Raw genomic sequence first — 13,786 nt, forward strand, 5'->3', positions numbered from 1 at the left:
TGGCCGGGCGTAGGGCCCCGGGGTCTACGTCCGGCGCCCGGGGCCTCAGCTGTCGTCACACTGCGCTCAACTCTTCGTGCGGTGTGGCGAGCTTTGGTGGCTCAGGTGAGCCAGGGCCAGCGTTGGACGAGTCGGGTCTGCTGCCACCAGGTCCCGAGTCCGAGTGTCGCGCCTGCGTTGCCGAGGGCGAGGGCGACCAGGACCAGGGCGTAGATGAGGTGGTCGTCCATGAAGGGATTGTTGGCCGGCGGTAGGACCGCGGACCACATCAGGACGAGCATGATCGTTCCGGCGACCGCGGCGATCCGCATCCCGATCCCGAGGATCAGTGCGAGGCCGATGCCGAGGAGGCCGATCATGAAGACCCAGTCCACCCAGGTCTGGCCGGCCAGGTCCTGGTAGAAGCTGGCGAACGGGCCGGCGGTGGCGCCGCCGAGGAAGCCGGCGGTGGGGTGTCCGCCGTTGATCCACGCGCCATCGGCCGGTGTCTCGTGGCCGAGGCCGAACGTCTTGTCCAGGAATGCCCACAAGAAGACCCACCCCAGGCTGAGGCGGATCACGGCGCCGACGTAGCGCAGCGCGCGCTGGGCACGTGTCTCCGGTCGGACGAGCTCGGGGTGGATGAAGTCCGGGTCAGGCATGGAGGATCCCGATGCTCCCGACCGGCTGGTGGGGTGCGGTTCGTGGGTCGTGCTCATGATGTGCCTCCTGTGGGACGTGTCGTCCATCGGGACGACGGATGGGTGCTCAGTTCTCGGGTGCGTCAGCCTCGGCAGGGGTCCGCGCGTGGGAGGTGGCGGCGACGAGGTCGTCGGTGGAGTCGGCACGGGTGAGGACAGGGATGACCTCGAGCGGGCAGTGGGTGTGCTGCAGGACTGTACGAGTGACGCTGCCGGGGGCTGCCATGGCCACCCGTAGGCCGAGGCCGCCGTGGCCTTGACGGCCCATGACGAGCAGGTCGGTGTCCTTGGAGTAGCGCACGAGGGTGTCAGCTATGGGGGCGTACTCCAGTCGGCTCTCGACAGGTACGGCGGGGTAGCGTCCGGACCACTCGTCGATGAACCCTCTGATCATCCCGTGGGTCTGGGCGTCCCATTCCTGCTCGACGGACCATTCGTCCACCAGATAGCTGTAGAACGGGTCGAGGCGCCAGCAGTGCACGACCTCGAGTCGGGCGGAACGCTCGGAGGCCGCAGCGAAGGCGTAGGCCAGGACTGCCGAGGAGACCGATGAACCGTCGATCGCGGCGACGATCCGATGTTCTTCGCGGTTCTGGTCCCACTCGTGGGGGACGCTGACGACCGGGCATGCGGAGCGGGCGATGACGCCGAACGTGGTGCTGCCGGTGAACAGACGCTCGACGATCCCGGCCGACCTGTGGCCGAGGACGACCAAACGGGCCTTCTCGCTGGCTGTCGTCAGGATCTGTACCGCTGGACCGAGTGCCGTCTCCACCTCGACCGGCACCGTGGCGTGGGAGAGGTCTTCCACCACGAGCTGGGCGTCGTCGAGAAGCTCGTGCCCGACGTCGACGAGCGTGTCGCTCGTGAGCAGCGGCCACATCGGGGCGACAGGGACGATCTCGTGGATCGCATTGACGAGCCACAGTCCGCATCCGGCCCGCTGCGCCTCCTGCGCGGCGTAGCGCAGCGCGCGCGCTGAGTCAGGGGATCCGTCGAGGCCGACGACGATCGGTCGGTCGAGTCTGGTGCGCATGGTGACCTCCGTGGCGCGTAGGAACGAGCTTCCACTCCCACCCTTCTCCGGGGATCAACGCTGAGGCAGGGCCGGGAGGCCCCTTGAGTCCCGGGCCGTTCGGCCCGCTGCCTGCGGGGCTCTCGATCGACGACACCCTGCGCCGGGCTGCGGGGGACATGTGGCACCCCTGGGGTGGGGCCGTCCGGTCCTATCGGTGGGGGGGTGGTCTCATGCTGACGTGGGAGGTCTACACACGCGGAGGCAATCATGAGAGCACTGGTGTTCGACGGCCCGGGGCGACGCGCTTGGCGCGAGGTACCCGACCCTGCCGCGCAAGATCCGCAGGACGTGGTCGTCCACGTCGACGCGGTGACGATCTGCGGAACGGACCTGCACATCCTCAAGGGCGACGTCCCCGCGGTCGAGCCGGGACGGATCCTGGGGCACGAGGCTGTCGGCACGGTCGTCGAGGTCGGGGTCGGGGTGAGGACCTTGGCTGCAGGTGACCGGGTGCTCGTCTCGTGCATCACGTCGTGCGGCCGTTGTAGCTACTGCCGCCAGGGCCGGTACGGCCAGTGTCTGGGCGGGGGCGGCTGGATCCTGGGCCACCTGATCGACGGCACCCAGGCCCAGTACGTCCGGGTACCTTTCGCCGAGACCTCCACGCACCGACTGACCGACCAGATCACCGACGAGGAAGCGCTCATGGTCGCCGATATCCTGCCGACGGCGTACGAGGTAGGGGTACTTGCCGGACGTGTCGGGCCCGGACAGAGCGTTGTCGTCGTCGGTGCGGGACCGATCGGTCTCGCCGCCGTACTCACCGCTCGCCTGTTCAGCCCGGCGGTGCTCGCCGTCGTCGATCTGGCTGAATCGCGCCTGGCCGCCGCCCGCGGTGCTGGCGCAACGCACACGATCGACGCCCGTTCCGACGTCGTCGCGCAGGTCAAGGCGCTGACCGACGGGCTGGGAGCCGACGTCGCGATCGAAGCCGTCGGAATCGCGCCGACCTTCGAGACGTGCGTGGAGATGGTCCGCCCAGGGGGCCACGTGGCCAACGTCGGTGTGCACGGCAAGCCGGCGACGCTGCACCTGGAGAGGGACTGGATCCGGGACCTGACGATCACCACCGGTCTCGTGGACACCCGCACCACACCGACCCTGCTGCGCATGGTGGAACGGGGCCAACTCGACGTTGCCCAGCTCGTCACTCACCGGTTCGATCTCGAAGCGTTCGACGAAGCGTACGAGGTCTTCGCCGACGCAGGCCACAGCGGGGCCTTGAAGGTCGTCCTGACGGCAGGTACATGACAGGTGCCCTGACCACGCACGGTGCCGCGTCCAAGCCACTGGCCTCGCTCGGCCTGGACGCGGCGCCGGAGTTGTCTCACTCCGCGGCGGTCTCCGGTTCACCGGGTGCGACGATCTCCTCGATCGTGCGTCGGGGTGTGTGCGGGTGGGTCGCGCTGTAGCCCATGCGCATGAGCATCTGCGGCCACCCGTCCAAGGACAGGGCGCGTCGTAGGTCGTGCCGGGTGGTGGGGTTCTCCAGGACGGTGGTGGCGAAGGAGGCGTGCACGAAGTAGGTGGTCGCCACCAGCAGGAGGTGCTCGAGCGCCTCGCCGGCGGCGATCCAGTCCCGAGGGGTGTCGTCAGGTGTCGAGAGGACGGCCATGGTCGAGCGGTGCTCGAACTCCGCGTCACCGCCGCTGGCCAAGAAGTGCCGCACGGGCGCCTGCTCGTCCGTGGCAGATGGGCCGAGGAGATCCTGAGGGATGCCGTCATGCCGCGCGGCCGTCGTGGCGGTCCAGGCGGCCTCCTCACCTCGCGCCACAGCGTCTTCGCCCGCAAGGGCCTCGGCCCGACGCACGAGCGTCAGTACGTTCGATCGCGTCGGGTCCGAGGGGTGGATCAGGTGCAGGTCGGCGCCTTCGTCGCGGGCGGCCATCTGGATCTCCAGCAGCACGTCAGAATCCAGGGGTTGGTCGTCGAAGGGAGTGCGTGATGTGGCCCGTCGGTCGATCGCGACTGACAGCTCCAGCTCGTCCATGTCGGGCCCCAGGGCAGGGTCGAACCGGATCGAGGCGACGTGCAGCTTGTCATGGGGACTCGGCAGGATCGTGGCTTGGGCTGTCAGCGATTCACGCCGTGCGGACGTGCGGACGTTGAAGAGGAACGCTCCGCAGCTGATGTACATCTCGCGCCCTGCCGGGTCGCTGTGGCGCAGCTGCCGTGACGGATCGGCGTGAACGAGCATTCGGTTGCCTTCCAGCTCGACACGCCAGGGCTGAGTGTTGTGCACGCTGGGGGCATGCGCCGCAGCAGTGATGATTCGCTCGATGCGAGCGTCGATGACGTCCATGTCGCTCTTCCTTCCATCTGGCACCGGTATAAGCAGCTCCAACACGGGGCCCGTGTCTAGCCCATCAGTCCTTCCTCCCGCGAACCAGGGCGTGATGGCCCCTTGCCGGCCATCCGTTGGACCTGCGCTCACCAGTTGCCCGGCCAGCACATCGGGCAAAGACTCAAGATGAGATCCCTGTCCGATGTGGTGGATCACCCTCCACCGTTTCCTGCGTTCTGAGCATCGTGCGGGCCACCTGGAACGCGTGTCACGAGGGACGTGAACCATGACCGGAACAAGGGTCATCGTCGGGGTCGACGGGTCGACCAACAGCCGCTCTGCGCTGACCTGGGCCGCGCATGAAGCTTGCCTGCGAGGTGTTCCGTTGCTGATCGTGCATTCGCGATTCCGGCCCGCCTACGACCCGATCTTCGCCGGAGGCTTCTATCTGCCTCCCGTGGCCGCTGAGGGCAACGAGATCGACGAGGTTCTGCGCGTCTCCTCCGAGATGGCTCAGCAGGTCGAACCTGAACTGGAGGTGGAGACCACGGCCCGCCCAGGCCCAGCGGCTCTTGCGTTGTTGGACGCCGCGAGTGAGGGCGCGGGACTGGTCGTGGTGGGCTCGCGCGGGCTAGGAGCGTTTGGGGCTGTCTTTCTCGGCTCGGTCAGCGTTCAGCTGGCGGCCCAGTCGCCTGTACCGGTGGTCGTAGTTCCTGCGGAGATGACGTTCTCGACCGTGGGCCCGGTCGTGGTCGGCATCGACGGTTCTCCTGCGAGCAACGTCGCGCTCGTCGAGGCCGCGGGCGAAGCAGGCCGTCGGCATTCCCCGCTCGACATCGTCGTTGCCTACACGATTCCGGCAGACCCCCTTGTCACCTCGCTGACACCCTCGATCGACGAGTTCCGCACGGCCTTCCGGATTCGCGCGCAAGAGGCTGCGGCAACCGCCGCCGAGAATGCCGGACGCGTCAGCCAGACCTTGGCAGTACGTACCCACGTCCTGGAAGGGCCACCGGTTCGCGAGATCGCCCGCGCCGCGGTCGCCGCCTCTCTCGTGGTCGTCGGTTCGCGAGGTTATGGCGAGTTCAGGGGGCCCGTTCTGGGGTCAGTGAGCCAGGGCCTGCTCCGTCACGCCAAATGGCCCGTACTGGTCACGCACAGCCATTGAGGACGAGCATCAGCACGAGGGCACGGATGAGATTCCGCAGCATGCTGAGTACTTGATACCTGGTCAGCAGGGTCACTGGGAGAGATGGAACTCATGGTGCTCGATCTCTGCGATGTCGCATGTCTCGCTTGCAGAAGATGATCTGCGAGATCACGTAGCGCTCGAGCGGTCGCGAGCTCCTCACCGATCTCGGTGGCGGCCAGATAGTTCACAGGAGGAAGGCCAAGCGAATCCGCGGAATCGGATCGTTCGGAGGGGCTACAAGGGGTCGCAGGTTCACATCCTGTCAGCCCGACCGTGAGAGGCGATAGGGAATCGGAACGATTCCTAGCCTCTCGTTGTACCTGGGCCGGTCGAGCCGCACCCAGAGGTGTACCCATCGTCGGGTGACGGGCACCGCTCCGCGTGCCGCAGCTCGCGCGCCGGCCCGGGCCGGCGTCGTGGCCGACGACAAGGCCCGACGTCGAGGCGCTTCTCGGCCGCGTACCCCGCACCCGGGCAGATCCGCAGCGTCTGCCCACTCGCATGCCGCACGAGCGTTCCGTGTGCGTCGCGCACGGAGGTGGTTGTCGAGTTGAGCTGCGGTGTCTCTCGACGATCCAGTGTGCGGTGGCGTCGCCGCCCCTGTGGGGCTGGTGAGCCTGGTCTTCCGCACCCCGCGCGAATCTGTAGTCTCAGGGCACACACGGTCACGACGGGGGTGCGTTCATGCGAGGAAGCAAGACGGCCGGGGCTTCGGCTCTGGTGCTGGTGGCTCTGATGGTGGCCGGCTGCAGCGGGGAGAGCAGCGCCCTTCCGGAACCCACGGGCGAGGTGGTCCAGGCTGACGCACCCGTGGACGACGCGGCGCAGGACGCTGCCGCGTGCGCGGCTGTCTCCGACGTCATGTCGATCGTGGAGAACGCCGACATCGCCCTGAGCGAGGGCCGCGTGGCCGTCCAGGAGCAGCAGGGCTGGTACGAGGTCGCGACACATGTGCTGCACCGCATCCCCTCGAGCGGCGACAGCGCCGTCAGCCAAGGGGTCGCCGACCTGCAGGAGGCTGTCCCCGCGGTCGAGCTCTGGGCGAGGACCGAACCCACCGTCATCAGGTCGGACGCCTGGCGGGATGCCCTTTCCGCCCTCGACGAGCCTTGCCTGGCGGTCGATTCTGCGCTGACCATCTCCATGTTCACGGGCGGCTGAGGCTCGCTCGCGACGCCCGGAGCCGTCGTCCCTCCTGCGCTCCAGCAGGCGACCGGCCGTGACTGCCTTGACTTCCTGACGCTGACGTCAGGTCCAGGTGTGTGCGCCATGACCGCTCGCCGCAGACTGTGCTTGGGCGGATCAGTACTGGGTCGCTCGTTCACGTGCAAGAGCGCCCCCGACGGACTCAGCGTGCCGTCGTCGTCCGCCCCGCTTCCATGACCGCTCGGGACCAGCCTCTCCATCGGCCCGGTATGACCTGCTCGTGCATCCGCGTCGAGCGGGTCGGGCGGCACCGGTCGGACCACCAGGTGGGCGAGCAGCCCGCTCTCGCGACAGCGCTTCGCGCACCAGGAGGGTTGAGGGCGCCGCTGAGCGCCCTGGGTCCAGGTGGGCGCTGACGAGGCGCCGAGGTCGCGATGGCGTGCGGCGGAGTTCTCGATCGACGGCCGCCCTCACCCCTGGCCTTCGCACCAGGGGTGCCGACCGCCGCGTTGCGCGTGCCTGATGGCTCGAAACGAAAGCGCGACGTTTACATTCGGAACAACGCTGTGTACGTTTGGCGGCATGGACAGTGCCACCCGACAGCAGCGGATCGTCCAGCGCCTCCGCGAGACCGAACGACTCGAGGTCGCCGACCTGGCCCTCGAGCTCGATACCTCTGAGGTCACGGTCCGCCGTGACCTCGACGCCCTCGCGTCCGCGGGTGCGCTCCGCCGGGTCCACGGTGGCGCGGTCAGCCTGCTGCTGAGGGGGGAGGAGCTGCCGTTCGCGCTGCGCGAGATCGAGTCGACCCCGGCCAAGGAACGCATCGCGCAGACGGTCGCAGGGCTGCTCAGCGACGGCGAGGCCGTGATCGTGGACAGCGGGACCACGGGTCTCGCGATCGCCCGCGCCCTCGTCGGGCGGCGCCTGACCGTCGTGCCCCTGTCGATCCCCGCCGCTCACGTCCTCTCCGCGAGCGCCTCGACCACGCTCAAGGTCCCCGGGGGGACGTCCCGCTTCGGGGAGGGCTCGCTCGTCGGTCCCATGGCCGAGGCCTCGTTGCGCTCGCTGCGCGTGGACACCGCGATCATCAGCTGTTGCGGACTGTCTCCCACCGACGGCGTCACCGCGTTCGACGACGTCGAGGCCGCCACCAAGCGCGCCGCGATGTCCAGCGCGCGGCGCACGATCCTCGTCGGGGAGGCCGCGAAGTTCTCGCGCACGGCGCTCGCGGTCGTGTGCGAGGTGACCGACTTCGACGTGCTCGTGACCGACCCCGAGGCGCCCGCTGACGCGGTCGCCCAGATCCGTCAGGCCGGCGTCGACGTCCTGGGCGTCTGACCAGCTAGCCGACCGAGGCGACGCACGGCGGACGCCTCCCACCCACGACCCTGAGAGACCTCACCCATGACCGACACCACCGTGGCCCGCCCACGTCCACGCCTCGCCCGGGGCGCAGCCGTCCCGCGTGAGCTGCGCCGGGCCCGCGTCGCCGTCGCGGCGCTGTTCTTCACCAACGGCGCCATCTTCGCCAACCTGTTCCCCGAGTACCCCGCGATCAAGGCCGAGCTCGGTCTGAGCAACGCGCAGTACGGTCTGGCGATCGCGGCCTTCCCCACGGGAGCACTCGTCGCAGGCCTCGCCGCGGGCGTCCTGATCCGGCGTCTGCGTTCCTCGCGCGTCGCGGTGGTGGGCACGATCCTGACCGGCCTGGGGGTCCTGGCCGCCGGGTCGTCCTCGACGTGGACCATGCTCGCGGTCGGGCTCCTGCTCGCAGGGGCCATGGACGCGATCACCGACGTCGCCCAGAACGCGCACGGCCTGCGGGTCCAGCGACGCTACGGGCGGTCGATCCTCAACTCGTTCCACGCGGTGTGGAGCATCGGTGCCGTGACGGGCGGGCTCATGGGCGCTGGTGCGGTCGCGATCGGCATGTCGCGGGGGCTGCACCTGGGCCTGTCGGCCCTGGTCTTCGCGGCCGTCGCGCTCTCGTGCTACCGGTTCCTGCTGCCCGGCCCCGAGGATGCGGACCGCGTCGAGGCCGCCGACGGCGCGGGCGGGGCCGCCTCGGGCACGGGTTCCACGAGCGTGGCACCCGCCACGGACCGCGCGACGCATGGTTCCCGTGTCCCGGGCCTGCTCGTGCGCGTCGGGACGCTCGCGGCCCTGGTCCTCATCGCCGCGGCCGGCGCCGTGGTGGAGGACTCGGGCAGCACCTGGGCCGCCGTCTACCTCTCGCAGTCGCTGGGAGCACCGCTCTCGCTCGCGGCGTTCGGCTTCGTGGCGCTGACCGGCGCGCAGTTCGTCGGCCGTCTCGTCGGGGACCGCGTGGTCGACAGGTTCGGTCAGCGCGCCGTGGCCCGCACGGGCGGCGCCCTGGCCGCGGTCGGCATGGGACTCGCCCTGGCCTTCCCGACCGTGCCCGGCACGATCGCCGGGTTCGCCGCGGCGGGACTGGGCATCGCGACCCTCGTGCCCGCGGCGATGCACGGCGCGGACGAGCTGCCGGGCCTGCGCCCCGGGACCGGGCTGGCCGTCGTGAGCTGGCTCATGCGGATCGGCTTCCTGCTCTCCCCGCCGCTCGTCGGCCTCGTCGCCGACCATTCGTCGCTCCGGGCGGGCCTCCTGGTGGTCCCGGCGGCCGGACTGGTCGTCGTGCTGGCCTCCCAGGTCCTCGACACGCGTCGAACCCTCCGGGCCTGACCGTGGGCCGTGGGGCCGCCTGCCGGTCCGCTGCGCGCACCGCGCGAGGGTGCCCGACGCCGTCGGGCACCCTCGCGGCCTCCGGTCGTGGTGAGCGGCCGTCGCACCGCGTCCTAGGAGGCCCACAGCGCGGGGCCCCGTCTGCGACGGCGGCGGAGCGGGCTCGGCTGATCGATCGATCGCGCGTCCGATCGGGTCGTCCCGCCCCCGACGGCGGCGGGACGACCCGTTGCCCACCTGTCCTCAGCCCGTCGTCAGGTCGCGAGCCGCCTCCCACTGCCGGAACCCGTCAGCGATCTCCGGCGCGTGCGTGTGGTGGAGGTAGTGGTCGCCCGGAACAGGCACCACGGTGCCGTCCTCGACGCTCGCGGCCTGCCGCTCGTGCAGCGCGAGCCAGTCGGGGTTGGCCGCGTTGTCCGCCTCGGCGAACAGCAGGAGCGGCAGGTCGGCAGGGAACGTCGTCCCGAGCGCGCGCTCGAAGTTCGGGCCGATGTGCGCCATCTCGTCGAGATACGTGGGGCGCATCGAGTTCCGGTGGGTGAACATCGTCATCTGCTCGCGCGCGTGGTCGGAGTACACCGAGCCGTCGAGCCCGTCCCCGCCGACCGCGGCGAGGACGCGGACCAGGCCCAGGTTCTTCGCTGCGGCCATGAGGCCCGTGGGGAACGTCGTGTCCATGTTCGGCTGGCCGGGCACGCTCGTGTCGATCCCGACGAACGCCGCCACCTCGTCCGGGTACCGCGTGGCGAGCTCGAGACCGTAGATCCCGGCGATCGAGTGACCCATGAGGACGTAGCGGTCGACGTCGAGCTCCTGGAGCGCCGCGTGGACCTCGGTGACGATGTTCTCGGTCGTGCGCGCCCTGTCGGTGCCGTCGCTCAGGCCGTAGCCGAAGGGCTCGACGACGACGACCCGGTGGTCCTGGGCGAGATCGGTGACGAGCGGCTCGAAGTCGAGTGCGGGGGAGGACGTCCCGAACCCCGGCAGGAGCACGACGTCGACCGGACCGCTCCCGGTCACGACGACGTTCATCTGCCGCCCGTCGACGGTCACGGACCGGCCGTACGACTCGATCCGGTCGCTCTCCCGACCGGTCGCGACGGCGTTCACCACGCTCGTCGTGGCCAGGCCGACCGCGAGCACCGCGCCGATCGCCGTCACCGTCACGAGCGCTCTCTTCGCAGACTTCTTCACACGTCCCTCCCCGGGGAGCACCTGATGTGCTCCGCCCTCCGGTCCAGCATCGTCGGCCGGGTCGCCGCGCGCGTCAGCCCCGCGTGGTCACCTCGGTAACGCGTTCGCGGTACGCGCACCTCACCCTCGGGGGCGATCCGTCCGGACCGCTCGGCCGGGATACTGGGGGAGTGCCGTCACCTCGAGCTGCCGCAGTACCCCTGAGCGACGTCGTCGCGGTCGCCGCCGTCGTGCTCTTCGGCGTCCTGCCGTTCCCCGACGAGCTCTTCCGTGCCCGGGGGCTGCTGCTCGTGATCGCGCTCGTGCCCGTCGTGGTGATCCCGCTGCGTCGGCGGCTCCCGCTCGTCGCCCTCGGGGTGTCTCTGGCGTGCACCGTCGCGGTAGCGCTCGCGGGCACGCTGGCCCCGAGCGCGCTCGTCGCCGTCATGATCACGGCCTTCTCGGTCGCCGACCGGACGCGGCGGTCCCTCGGGCTCGTGTGCGTAGCCGCAGCGGCCCTCGTGGTGTTCTTCGTGAGCGCGGTGCCGCTCGACGGGGAGCTGTTCGACTCGCGTGCGGTCCAGTTCGTGACGTTCATCGTCCTGGCGGGAGCCCTGGGTGACGCGACGAGGTCGCGGCGCGAGGCGATCGCGGCCGTGACGGAGCGGGCAGAACGGGCCGAGCAGGGCCGCGAGGACGAGGCACGACGGCGCGTGGTCGAGGAGCGGGTTCGCATCGCCCGCGACCTGCACGACGTCGTCGCCCACCAGATCTCGGTGATCAGCCTGAGCGCGGGCGTCGCGTCGTCGTCGCTCGAGTCCCGGCCCGAACGGGCCCGCGAGGCCCTCACCACCATCCGGAGCGCGTCACGGACCGTCCTCGCGGACATCGGCGGGCTCATGGCGCTCCTGCGCGCCGACGACGACGGCGAACGGCCCGACCTCCGCCCGCAGGCGGGGCTGGACCAGCTCGACGCGCTCGTCCGCCGCTTCGCCGACGCGGGCCTGCACGTCGAGCTGCGGCGGGAACCGGTCCTCGTCGCGCTCTCGCCGGCCTGCGACCACGTCGCCTACCTCGCCGTCCAGGAGGGCCTCACGAACGCGCACAAGCACGGGGGTGGCGACCGGGCGGTCGTGGACGTCCGAGCCGGCGACGGTGCGCTCGCCCTGACGATCACGAGCCCGCTGCGCGCCGAGGACGCCGACGCGCCCTCGAGCGGTCACGGCCTGCGCGGGCTGCGCGAGCGGGTCGCGTCCGTGCGGGGGCGCGCGACGACGTCGGACACGGACGGCGAGTTCCGGCTCGAAATCACGCTGCCCGCCGAGACGAGCGTGCAGAGCGCCGGGGGAAGGGGACAGCGATGATCACGGTCCTCGTCGTCGACGACCAACCCTTGGTGCGCCAGGCCGTGCGCGACATCCTCACCGACAGCGGAGGGATCCGGGTCGTCGGCGACGCGTCGAACGGCCGCGAGGCCGTCCGCGCCGCCGCGGAGCTGGCTCCCGACGTCGTCCTCATGGACATCCGGATGCCCGAGCTCGACGGGATCGCCGCGACCGGGCAGATCTGCGCCGGTCCGACGGGGGCCACCACGCGCGTGCTCGTCCTGACGACGTTCGAGGAGGACGAGTACGTCGTCGCGGCGCTGCGCGCGGGGGCGAGCGGATTCATCGGCAAGGGCGCCGAGCCCGAGGACATCGTGCGCGCGGTCCACACGATCCACCTGGGCGAGGCGCTGCTGTCGTCGGCCGCGACGCGGGCGCTCGTCCAGCGTTTCGTGCGCCGGCAGAGCCCTCGAGCGGGAGCGTGGGAGGACGAGGGGCTCGACCGGCTCACCGAGCGCGAGCGCGAGGTGTTCCTGCTCGTGGCCCGCGGCCTGACCAACCAGGAGATCGCGGCCGAGCTCGTGATCTCCGCGCACACCGCCAAGACGCACGTCAACCGGATCATGGCCAAGGTGCACGCGCGCGACCGGGCTCATCTGGTGATCCTCGCCTACGAGTCGGGTCTGGTCACGGCGCGGCCGTGACGGCGGCTCAGCCTCGTGGAGGCCGACGTGATCGTGGCCGCCGCCGAGCCGCACCCCGGGCGGGGGATGGTTGGCGGCGCCACCTGGACGCGATCCGCGCCGACCACCTGTCCCAGGGTGGGCTGTCGGCCCAGTTCACGGCAAGCGTGTGCCACGCGAGCCGGAAGCGTCGGCGCACGGCGGCCACGGACTCGAAGGTGCGCCCTGAGACGCCGACGACGAGCCGGGGGTCGTAGCGGACACGGGCGGTGCTGCCGAGCTGGAAGCTGAGGTCGGTGTCGTCGTGCACGAGCGCGTCGTACCGGTGGACGTGGCGACGGACCCCGCGCCAGGCGTCGACGCGCATCGCCATGTTGGACCCCCACAGGGGGACGTTGCCGATGGCGGCGCGCATCCCCCCGTAGTAGCCCCACAGGTAGAAGATCCGGGCGAGGCGACCACGGACCGCCGGCAGGTCGTAGAAGAAGCCCGAACCGGTGAGGGCGGCCAGCCCTGGGTCGTCGGCGAAGGCTCGGTGCACCCGTTCGAGCCAGTCCTCGGGAGGAAGGGTGTCGGCGTCGCAGCGCACGATGATGCCGGTCAGGACGGCGTCGTACCCGGTGGACGCAGCCGCAGCGATGCCGGGCCGAGTCTCGCTGATCACGCGCGCGCCCGCGCGGCGCGCCACGGCCGCGCTGTCGTCCGAGGAGGCGTTGTCGACCACGATCACCTCGTGCGGGGGCCGGGTCTGTCGAGCGATCGCGGACAGGCAGCTCTCGAGGAGCACGGCGTCGTCCTTGACGGGGATGACGACCGTCAACGGGGTGGCGCAGCCCGAGGCCGCCCGGCTCACGGACGCCTCACCAGGAAGAGCCCGGCGAGGAGGGCGCCGACCCCGCCTGCGACGAGGTCGCCGAGCGTGTCCCGGTAGCCGACGTTGATCGACTCGTCGACGAAGGTGGCGCCAGCCCACTCGCCCACCTCCCACAGCAGCGAGAGGAGGACGCCGAGCGTCGTCGCCGTCACCACACCACCAAGACGTGGGCGGGAGAGGCCGGACCCGTCGTGGCGAGCGCCTGCCCCGGTCGATCGGGCGAGCATCGCACCGGGCACGGGAAGGGCCCCCAGGAACACGAGGAGGGCATAGGCGAGGACCGTGAGGACGGCGGTCGCCACCAGGTGCACGACGAGATCGAGCCAGGAGGCCAGGGCATAGAGGTCCAGGAGGCTGATCCAGGCCGCGGCCGACAGGGTCAGGCCGATGGCAGGGTCGACGGGCCCGTCGAGCCCGATCGCGCGGGGGAGTACGGTGCCGAGCAGCACGAGCGAGAGCAGGGCGATCCCGACCGGGCCGTAGAGCAGGCCGCCCACGGGGACCGCGATCCCGGCGAGGACCCGCACGAGGTCACCCGCGGCGGTCCACGCTGTGCTGCGTCCGCGGATCTCGCCGGTGGTCATCGGGCCAACCTAGCGACGCTCACGGTGACTCGCGCGGGAACGGGACAGCGCGGGTCGTCCGGCG

At 70.7% G+C, this 13,786-nt stretch carries 14 protein-coding genes; 7 read left to right on the forward strand and 7 right to left on the reverse strand.

The genetic code is table 11. The features are described 5' to 3' along the window. Nucleotides 1-101 precede the first annotated feature (101 nt). Both ASE27_RS14170 and ASE27_RS14175 read right to left on the reverse strand, forming a co-directional pair. Nucleotides 102-698, reverse strand: coding sequence for a DoxX family membrane protein (locus ASE27_RS14170; protein ID WP_082608948.1), 597 nt, complete (start codon nt 696-698; stop codon nt 102-104). Nucleotides 699-747: 49 nt separating this feature from the next. Continuing rightward, on the reverse strand, nt 748-1,716 hold the full coding sequence (locus tag ASE27_RS14175) for a universal stress protein (protein ID WP_056651698.1): 969 nt from the start codon (nt 1,714-1,716) through the stop codon (nt 748-750). 249 nt (nt 1,717-1,965) lie between these two features. On the opposite strand from ASE27_RS14175, the gene ASE27_RS14180 reads away from it, so the two are divergent. After that, nucleotides 1,966-3,009, forward strand: a complete 1,044-nt coding sequence (locus ASE27_RS14180) for an alcohol dehydrogenase catalytic domain-containing protein (RefSeq protein WP_056651701.1) — start codon at nt 1,966-1,968, stop codon at nt 3,007-3,009. A gap of 76 nt (nt 3,010-3,085) precedes the next feature. Here ASE27_RS14180 and ASE27_RS14185 read toward each other — a convergent pair whose 3' ends face one another. Further along, nucleotides 3,086-4,060, reverse strand: a complete 975-nt coding sequence (locus ASE27_RS14185; protein WP_056651704.1) for a nitroreductase family protein — start codon at nt 4,058-4,060, stop codon at nt 3,086-3,088. A 268-nt stretch (nt 4,061-4,328) separates the two neighbouring features. Here ASE27_RS14185 and ASE27_RS14190 point away from each other — a divergent pair, with 268 nt between their 5' ends. Beyond that, nucleotides 4,329-5,210 (forward strand): universal stress protein, encoded by an 882-nt coding sequence (locus ASE27_RS14190; protein WP_056651708.1) that lies wholly within the window; start codon nt 4,329-4,331, stop codon nt 5,208-5,210. Here ASE27_RS14190 and ASE27_RS21195 read toward each other — a convergent pair. Further along, nucleotides 5,171-5,737 (reverse strand): dsRBD fold-containing protein, encoded by a 567-nt coding sequence (locus ASE27_RS21195; RefSeq protein ID WP_157257640.1) that lies wholly within the window; start codon nt 5,735-5,737, stop codon nt 5,171-5,173. The genes ASE27_RS14190 and ASE27_RS21195 overlap by 40 nt on opposite strands. A gap of 181 nt (nt 5,738-5,918) precedes the next feature. On the opposite strand from ASE27_RS21195, the gene ASE27_RS14195 reads away from it, so the two are divergent. From ASE27_RS14195 to ASE27_RS14205, 3 genes are all read left to right on the forward strand, one after another. Beyond that, the gene (locus ASE27_RS14195; protein WP_157257641.1) at nt 5,919-6,395 is read left to right on the forward strand and encodes a hypothetical protein; all 477 of its coding nucleotides are present in this window, start codon (nt 5,919-5,921) and stop codon (nt 6,393-6,395) included. A 567-nt stretch (nt 6,396-6,962) separates the two neighbouring features. Continuing rightward, nucleotides 6,963-7,721, forward strand: coding sequence for a DeoR/GlpR family DNA-binding transcription regulator (locus tag ASE27_RS14200; protein WP_056651713.1), 759 nt, complete (start codon nt 6,963-6,965; stop codon nt 7,719-7,721). 66 nt (nt 7,722-7,787) lie between these two features. Further along, nucleotides 7,788-9,083 carry an MFS transporter gene (locus tag ASE27_RS14205; protein ID WP_082608949.1) on the forward strand — a complete coding sequence of 432 codons (1,296 nt, stop codon included), beginning with the start codon at nt 7,788-7,790 and terminating at the stop codon, nt 9,081-9,083. 243 nt (nt 9,084-9,326) lie between these two features. Here the strand turns inward: ASE27_RS14205 and ASE27_RS14210 are convergent, their stop codons facing one another. Beyond that, nucleotides 9,327-10,277 carry an alpha/beta fold hydrolase gene (locus ASE27_RS14210; RefSeq protein ID WP_056652255.1) on the reverse strand — a complete coding sequence of 317 codons (951 nt, stop codon included), beginning with the start codon at nt 10,275-10,277 and terminating at the stop codon, nt 9,327-9,329. A gap of 170 nt (nt 10,278-10,447) precedes the next feature. Here ASE27_RS14210 and ASE27_RS14215 point away from each other — a divergent pair, with 170 nt between their 5' ends. Both ASE27_RS14215 and ASE27_RS14220 read left to right on the forward strand, forming a co-directional pair. Beyond that, on the forward strand, nt 10,448-11,620 hold the full coding sequence (locus tag ASE27_RS14215) for a sensor histidine kinase (RefSeq protein ID WP_056651716.1): 1,173 nt from the start codon (nt 10,448-10,450) through the stop codon (nt 11,618-11,620). Beyond that, a complete protein-coding gene (locus tag ASE27_RS14220) occupies nt 11,617-12,285 on the forward strand; it encodes a response regulator transcription factor (RefSeq protein ID WP_056651719.1) in 669 nt (222 codons plus the stop codon). Before ASE27_RS14215 ends, ASE27_RS14220 begins: the two co-directional genes overlap by 4 nt. Before the next feature lie 7 nt (nt 12,286-12,292). Here ASE27_RS14220 and ASE27_RS14225 read toward each other — a convergent pair whose 3' ends face one another. After that, a complete protein-coding gene (locus ASE27_RS14225) occupies nt 12,293-13,117 on the reverse strand; it encodes a glycosyltransferase family 2 protein (RefSeq protein ID WP_235535447.1) in 825 nt (274 codons plus the stop codon). Continuing rightward, a complete protein-coding gene (locus ASE27_RS14230) occupies nt 13,114-13,722 on the reverse strand; it encodes a hypothetical protein (RefSeq protein WP_056651722.1) in 609 nt (202 codons plus the stop codon). The genes ASE27_RS14225 and ASE27_RS14230 overlap by 4 nt, the downstream gene beginning before the upstream one ends. Nucleotides 13,723-13,786: the final 64 nt, after the last annotated feature.

This window comes from Oerskovia sp. Root918, assembly GCF_001428945.1.
Taxonomy (GTDB): domain Bacteria; phylum Actinomycetota; class Actinomycetes; order Actinomycetales; family Cellulomonadaceae; genus Oerskovia; species Oerskovia enterophila.

Excerpts from the sequence above, each read along its gene's own strand:
- ASE27_RS14170 (WP_082608948.1), bottom strand. The coding sequence starts at position 698 with ATGAGCACGACCCACGAACCGCACCCCACCAGCCGGTCGGGAGCATCG.
- ASE27_RS14175 (WP_056651698.1), bottom strand. The coding sequence starts at position 1,716 with ATGCGCACCAGACTCGACCGACCGATCGTCGTCGGCCTCGACGGATCC.
- ASE27_RS14180 (WP_056651701.1), top strand. The coding sequence starts at position 1,966 with ATGAGAGCACTGGTGTTCGACGGCCCGGGGCGACGCGCTTGGCGCGAG.
- ASE27_RS14185 (WP_056651704.1), bottom strand. The coding sequence starts at position 4,060 with ATGGACGTCATCGACGCTCGCATCGAGCGAATCATCACTGCTGCGGCG.
- ASE27_RS14190 (WP_056651708.1), top strand. The coding sequence starts at position 4,329 with ATGACCGGAACAAGGGTCATCGTCGGGGTCGACGGGTCGACCAACAGC.
- ASE27_RS21195 (WP_157257640.1), bottom strand. The coding sequence starts at position 5,737 with ATGCGAGTGGGCAGACGCTGCGGATCTGCCCGGGTGCGGGGTACGCGG.
- ASE27_RS14195 (WP_157257641.1), top strand. The coding sequence starts at position 5,919 with ATGCGAGGAAGCAAGACGGCCGGGGCTTCGGCTCTGGTGCTGGTGGCT.
- ASE27_RS14200 (WP_056651713.1), top strand. The coding sequence starts at position 6,963 with ATGGACAGTGCCACCCGACAGCAGCGGATCGTCCAGCGCCTCCGCGAG.
- ASE27_RS14205 (WP_082608949.1), top strand. The coding sequence starts at position 7,788 with ATGACCGACACCACCGTGGCCCGCCCACGTCCACGCCTCGCCCGGGGC.
- ASE27_RS14220 (WP_056651719.1), top strand. The coding sequence starts at position 11,617 with ATGATCACGGTCCTCGTCGTCGACGACCAACCCTTGGTGCGCCAGGCC.
- ASE27_RS14230 (WP_056651722.1), bottom strand. The coding sequence starts at position 13,722 with ATGACCACCGGCGAGATCCGCGGACGCAGCACAGCGTGGACCGCCGCG.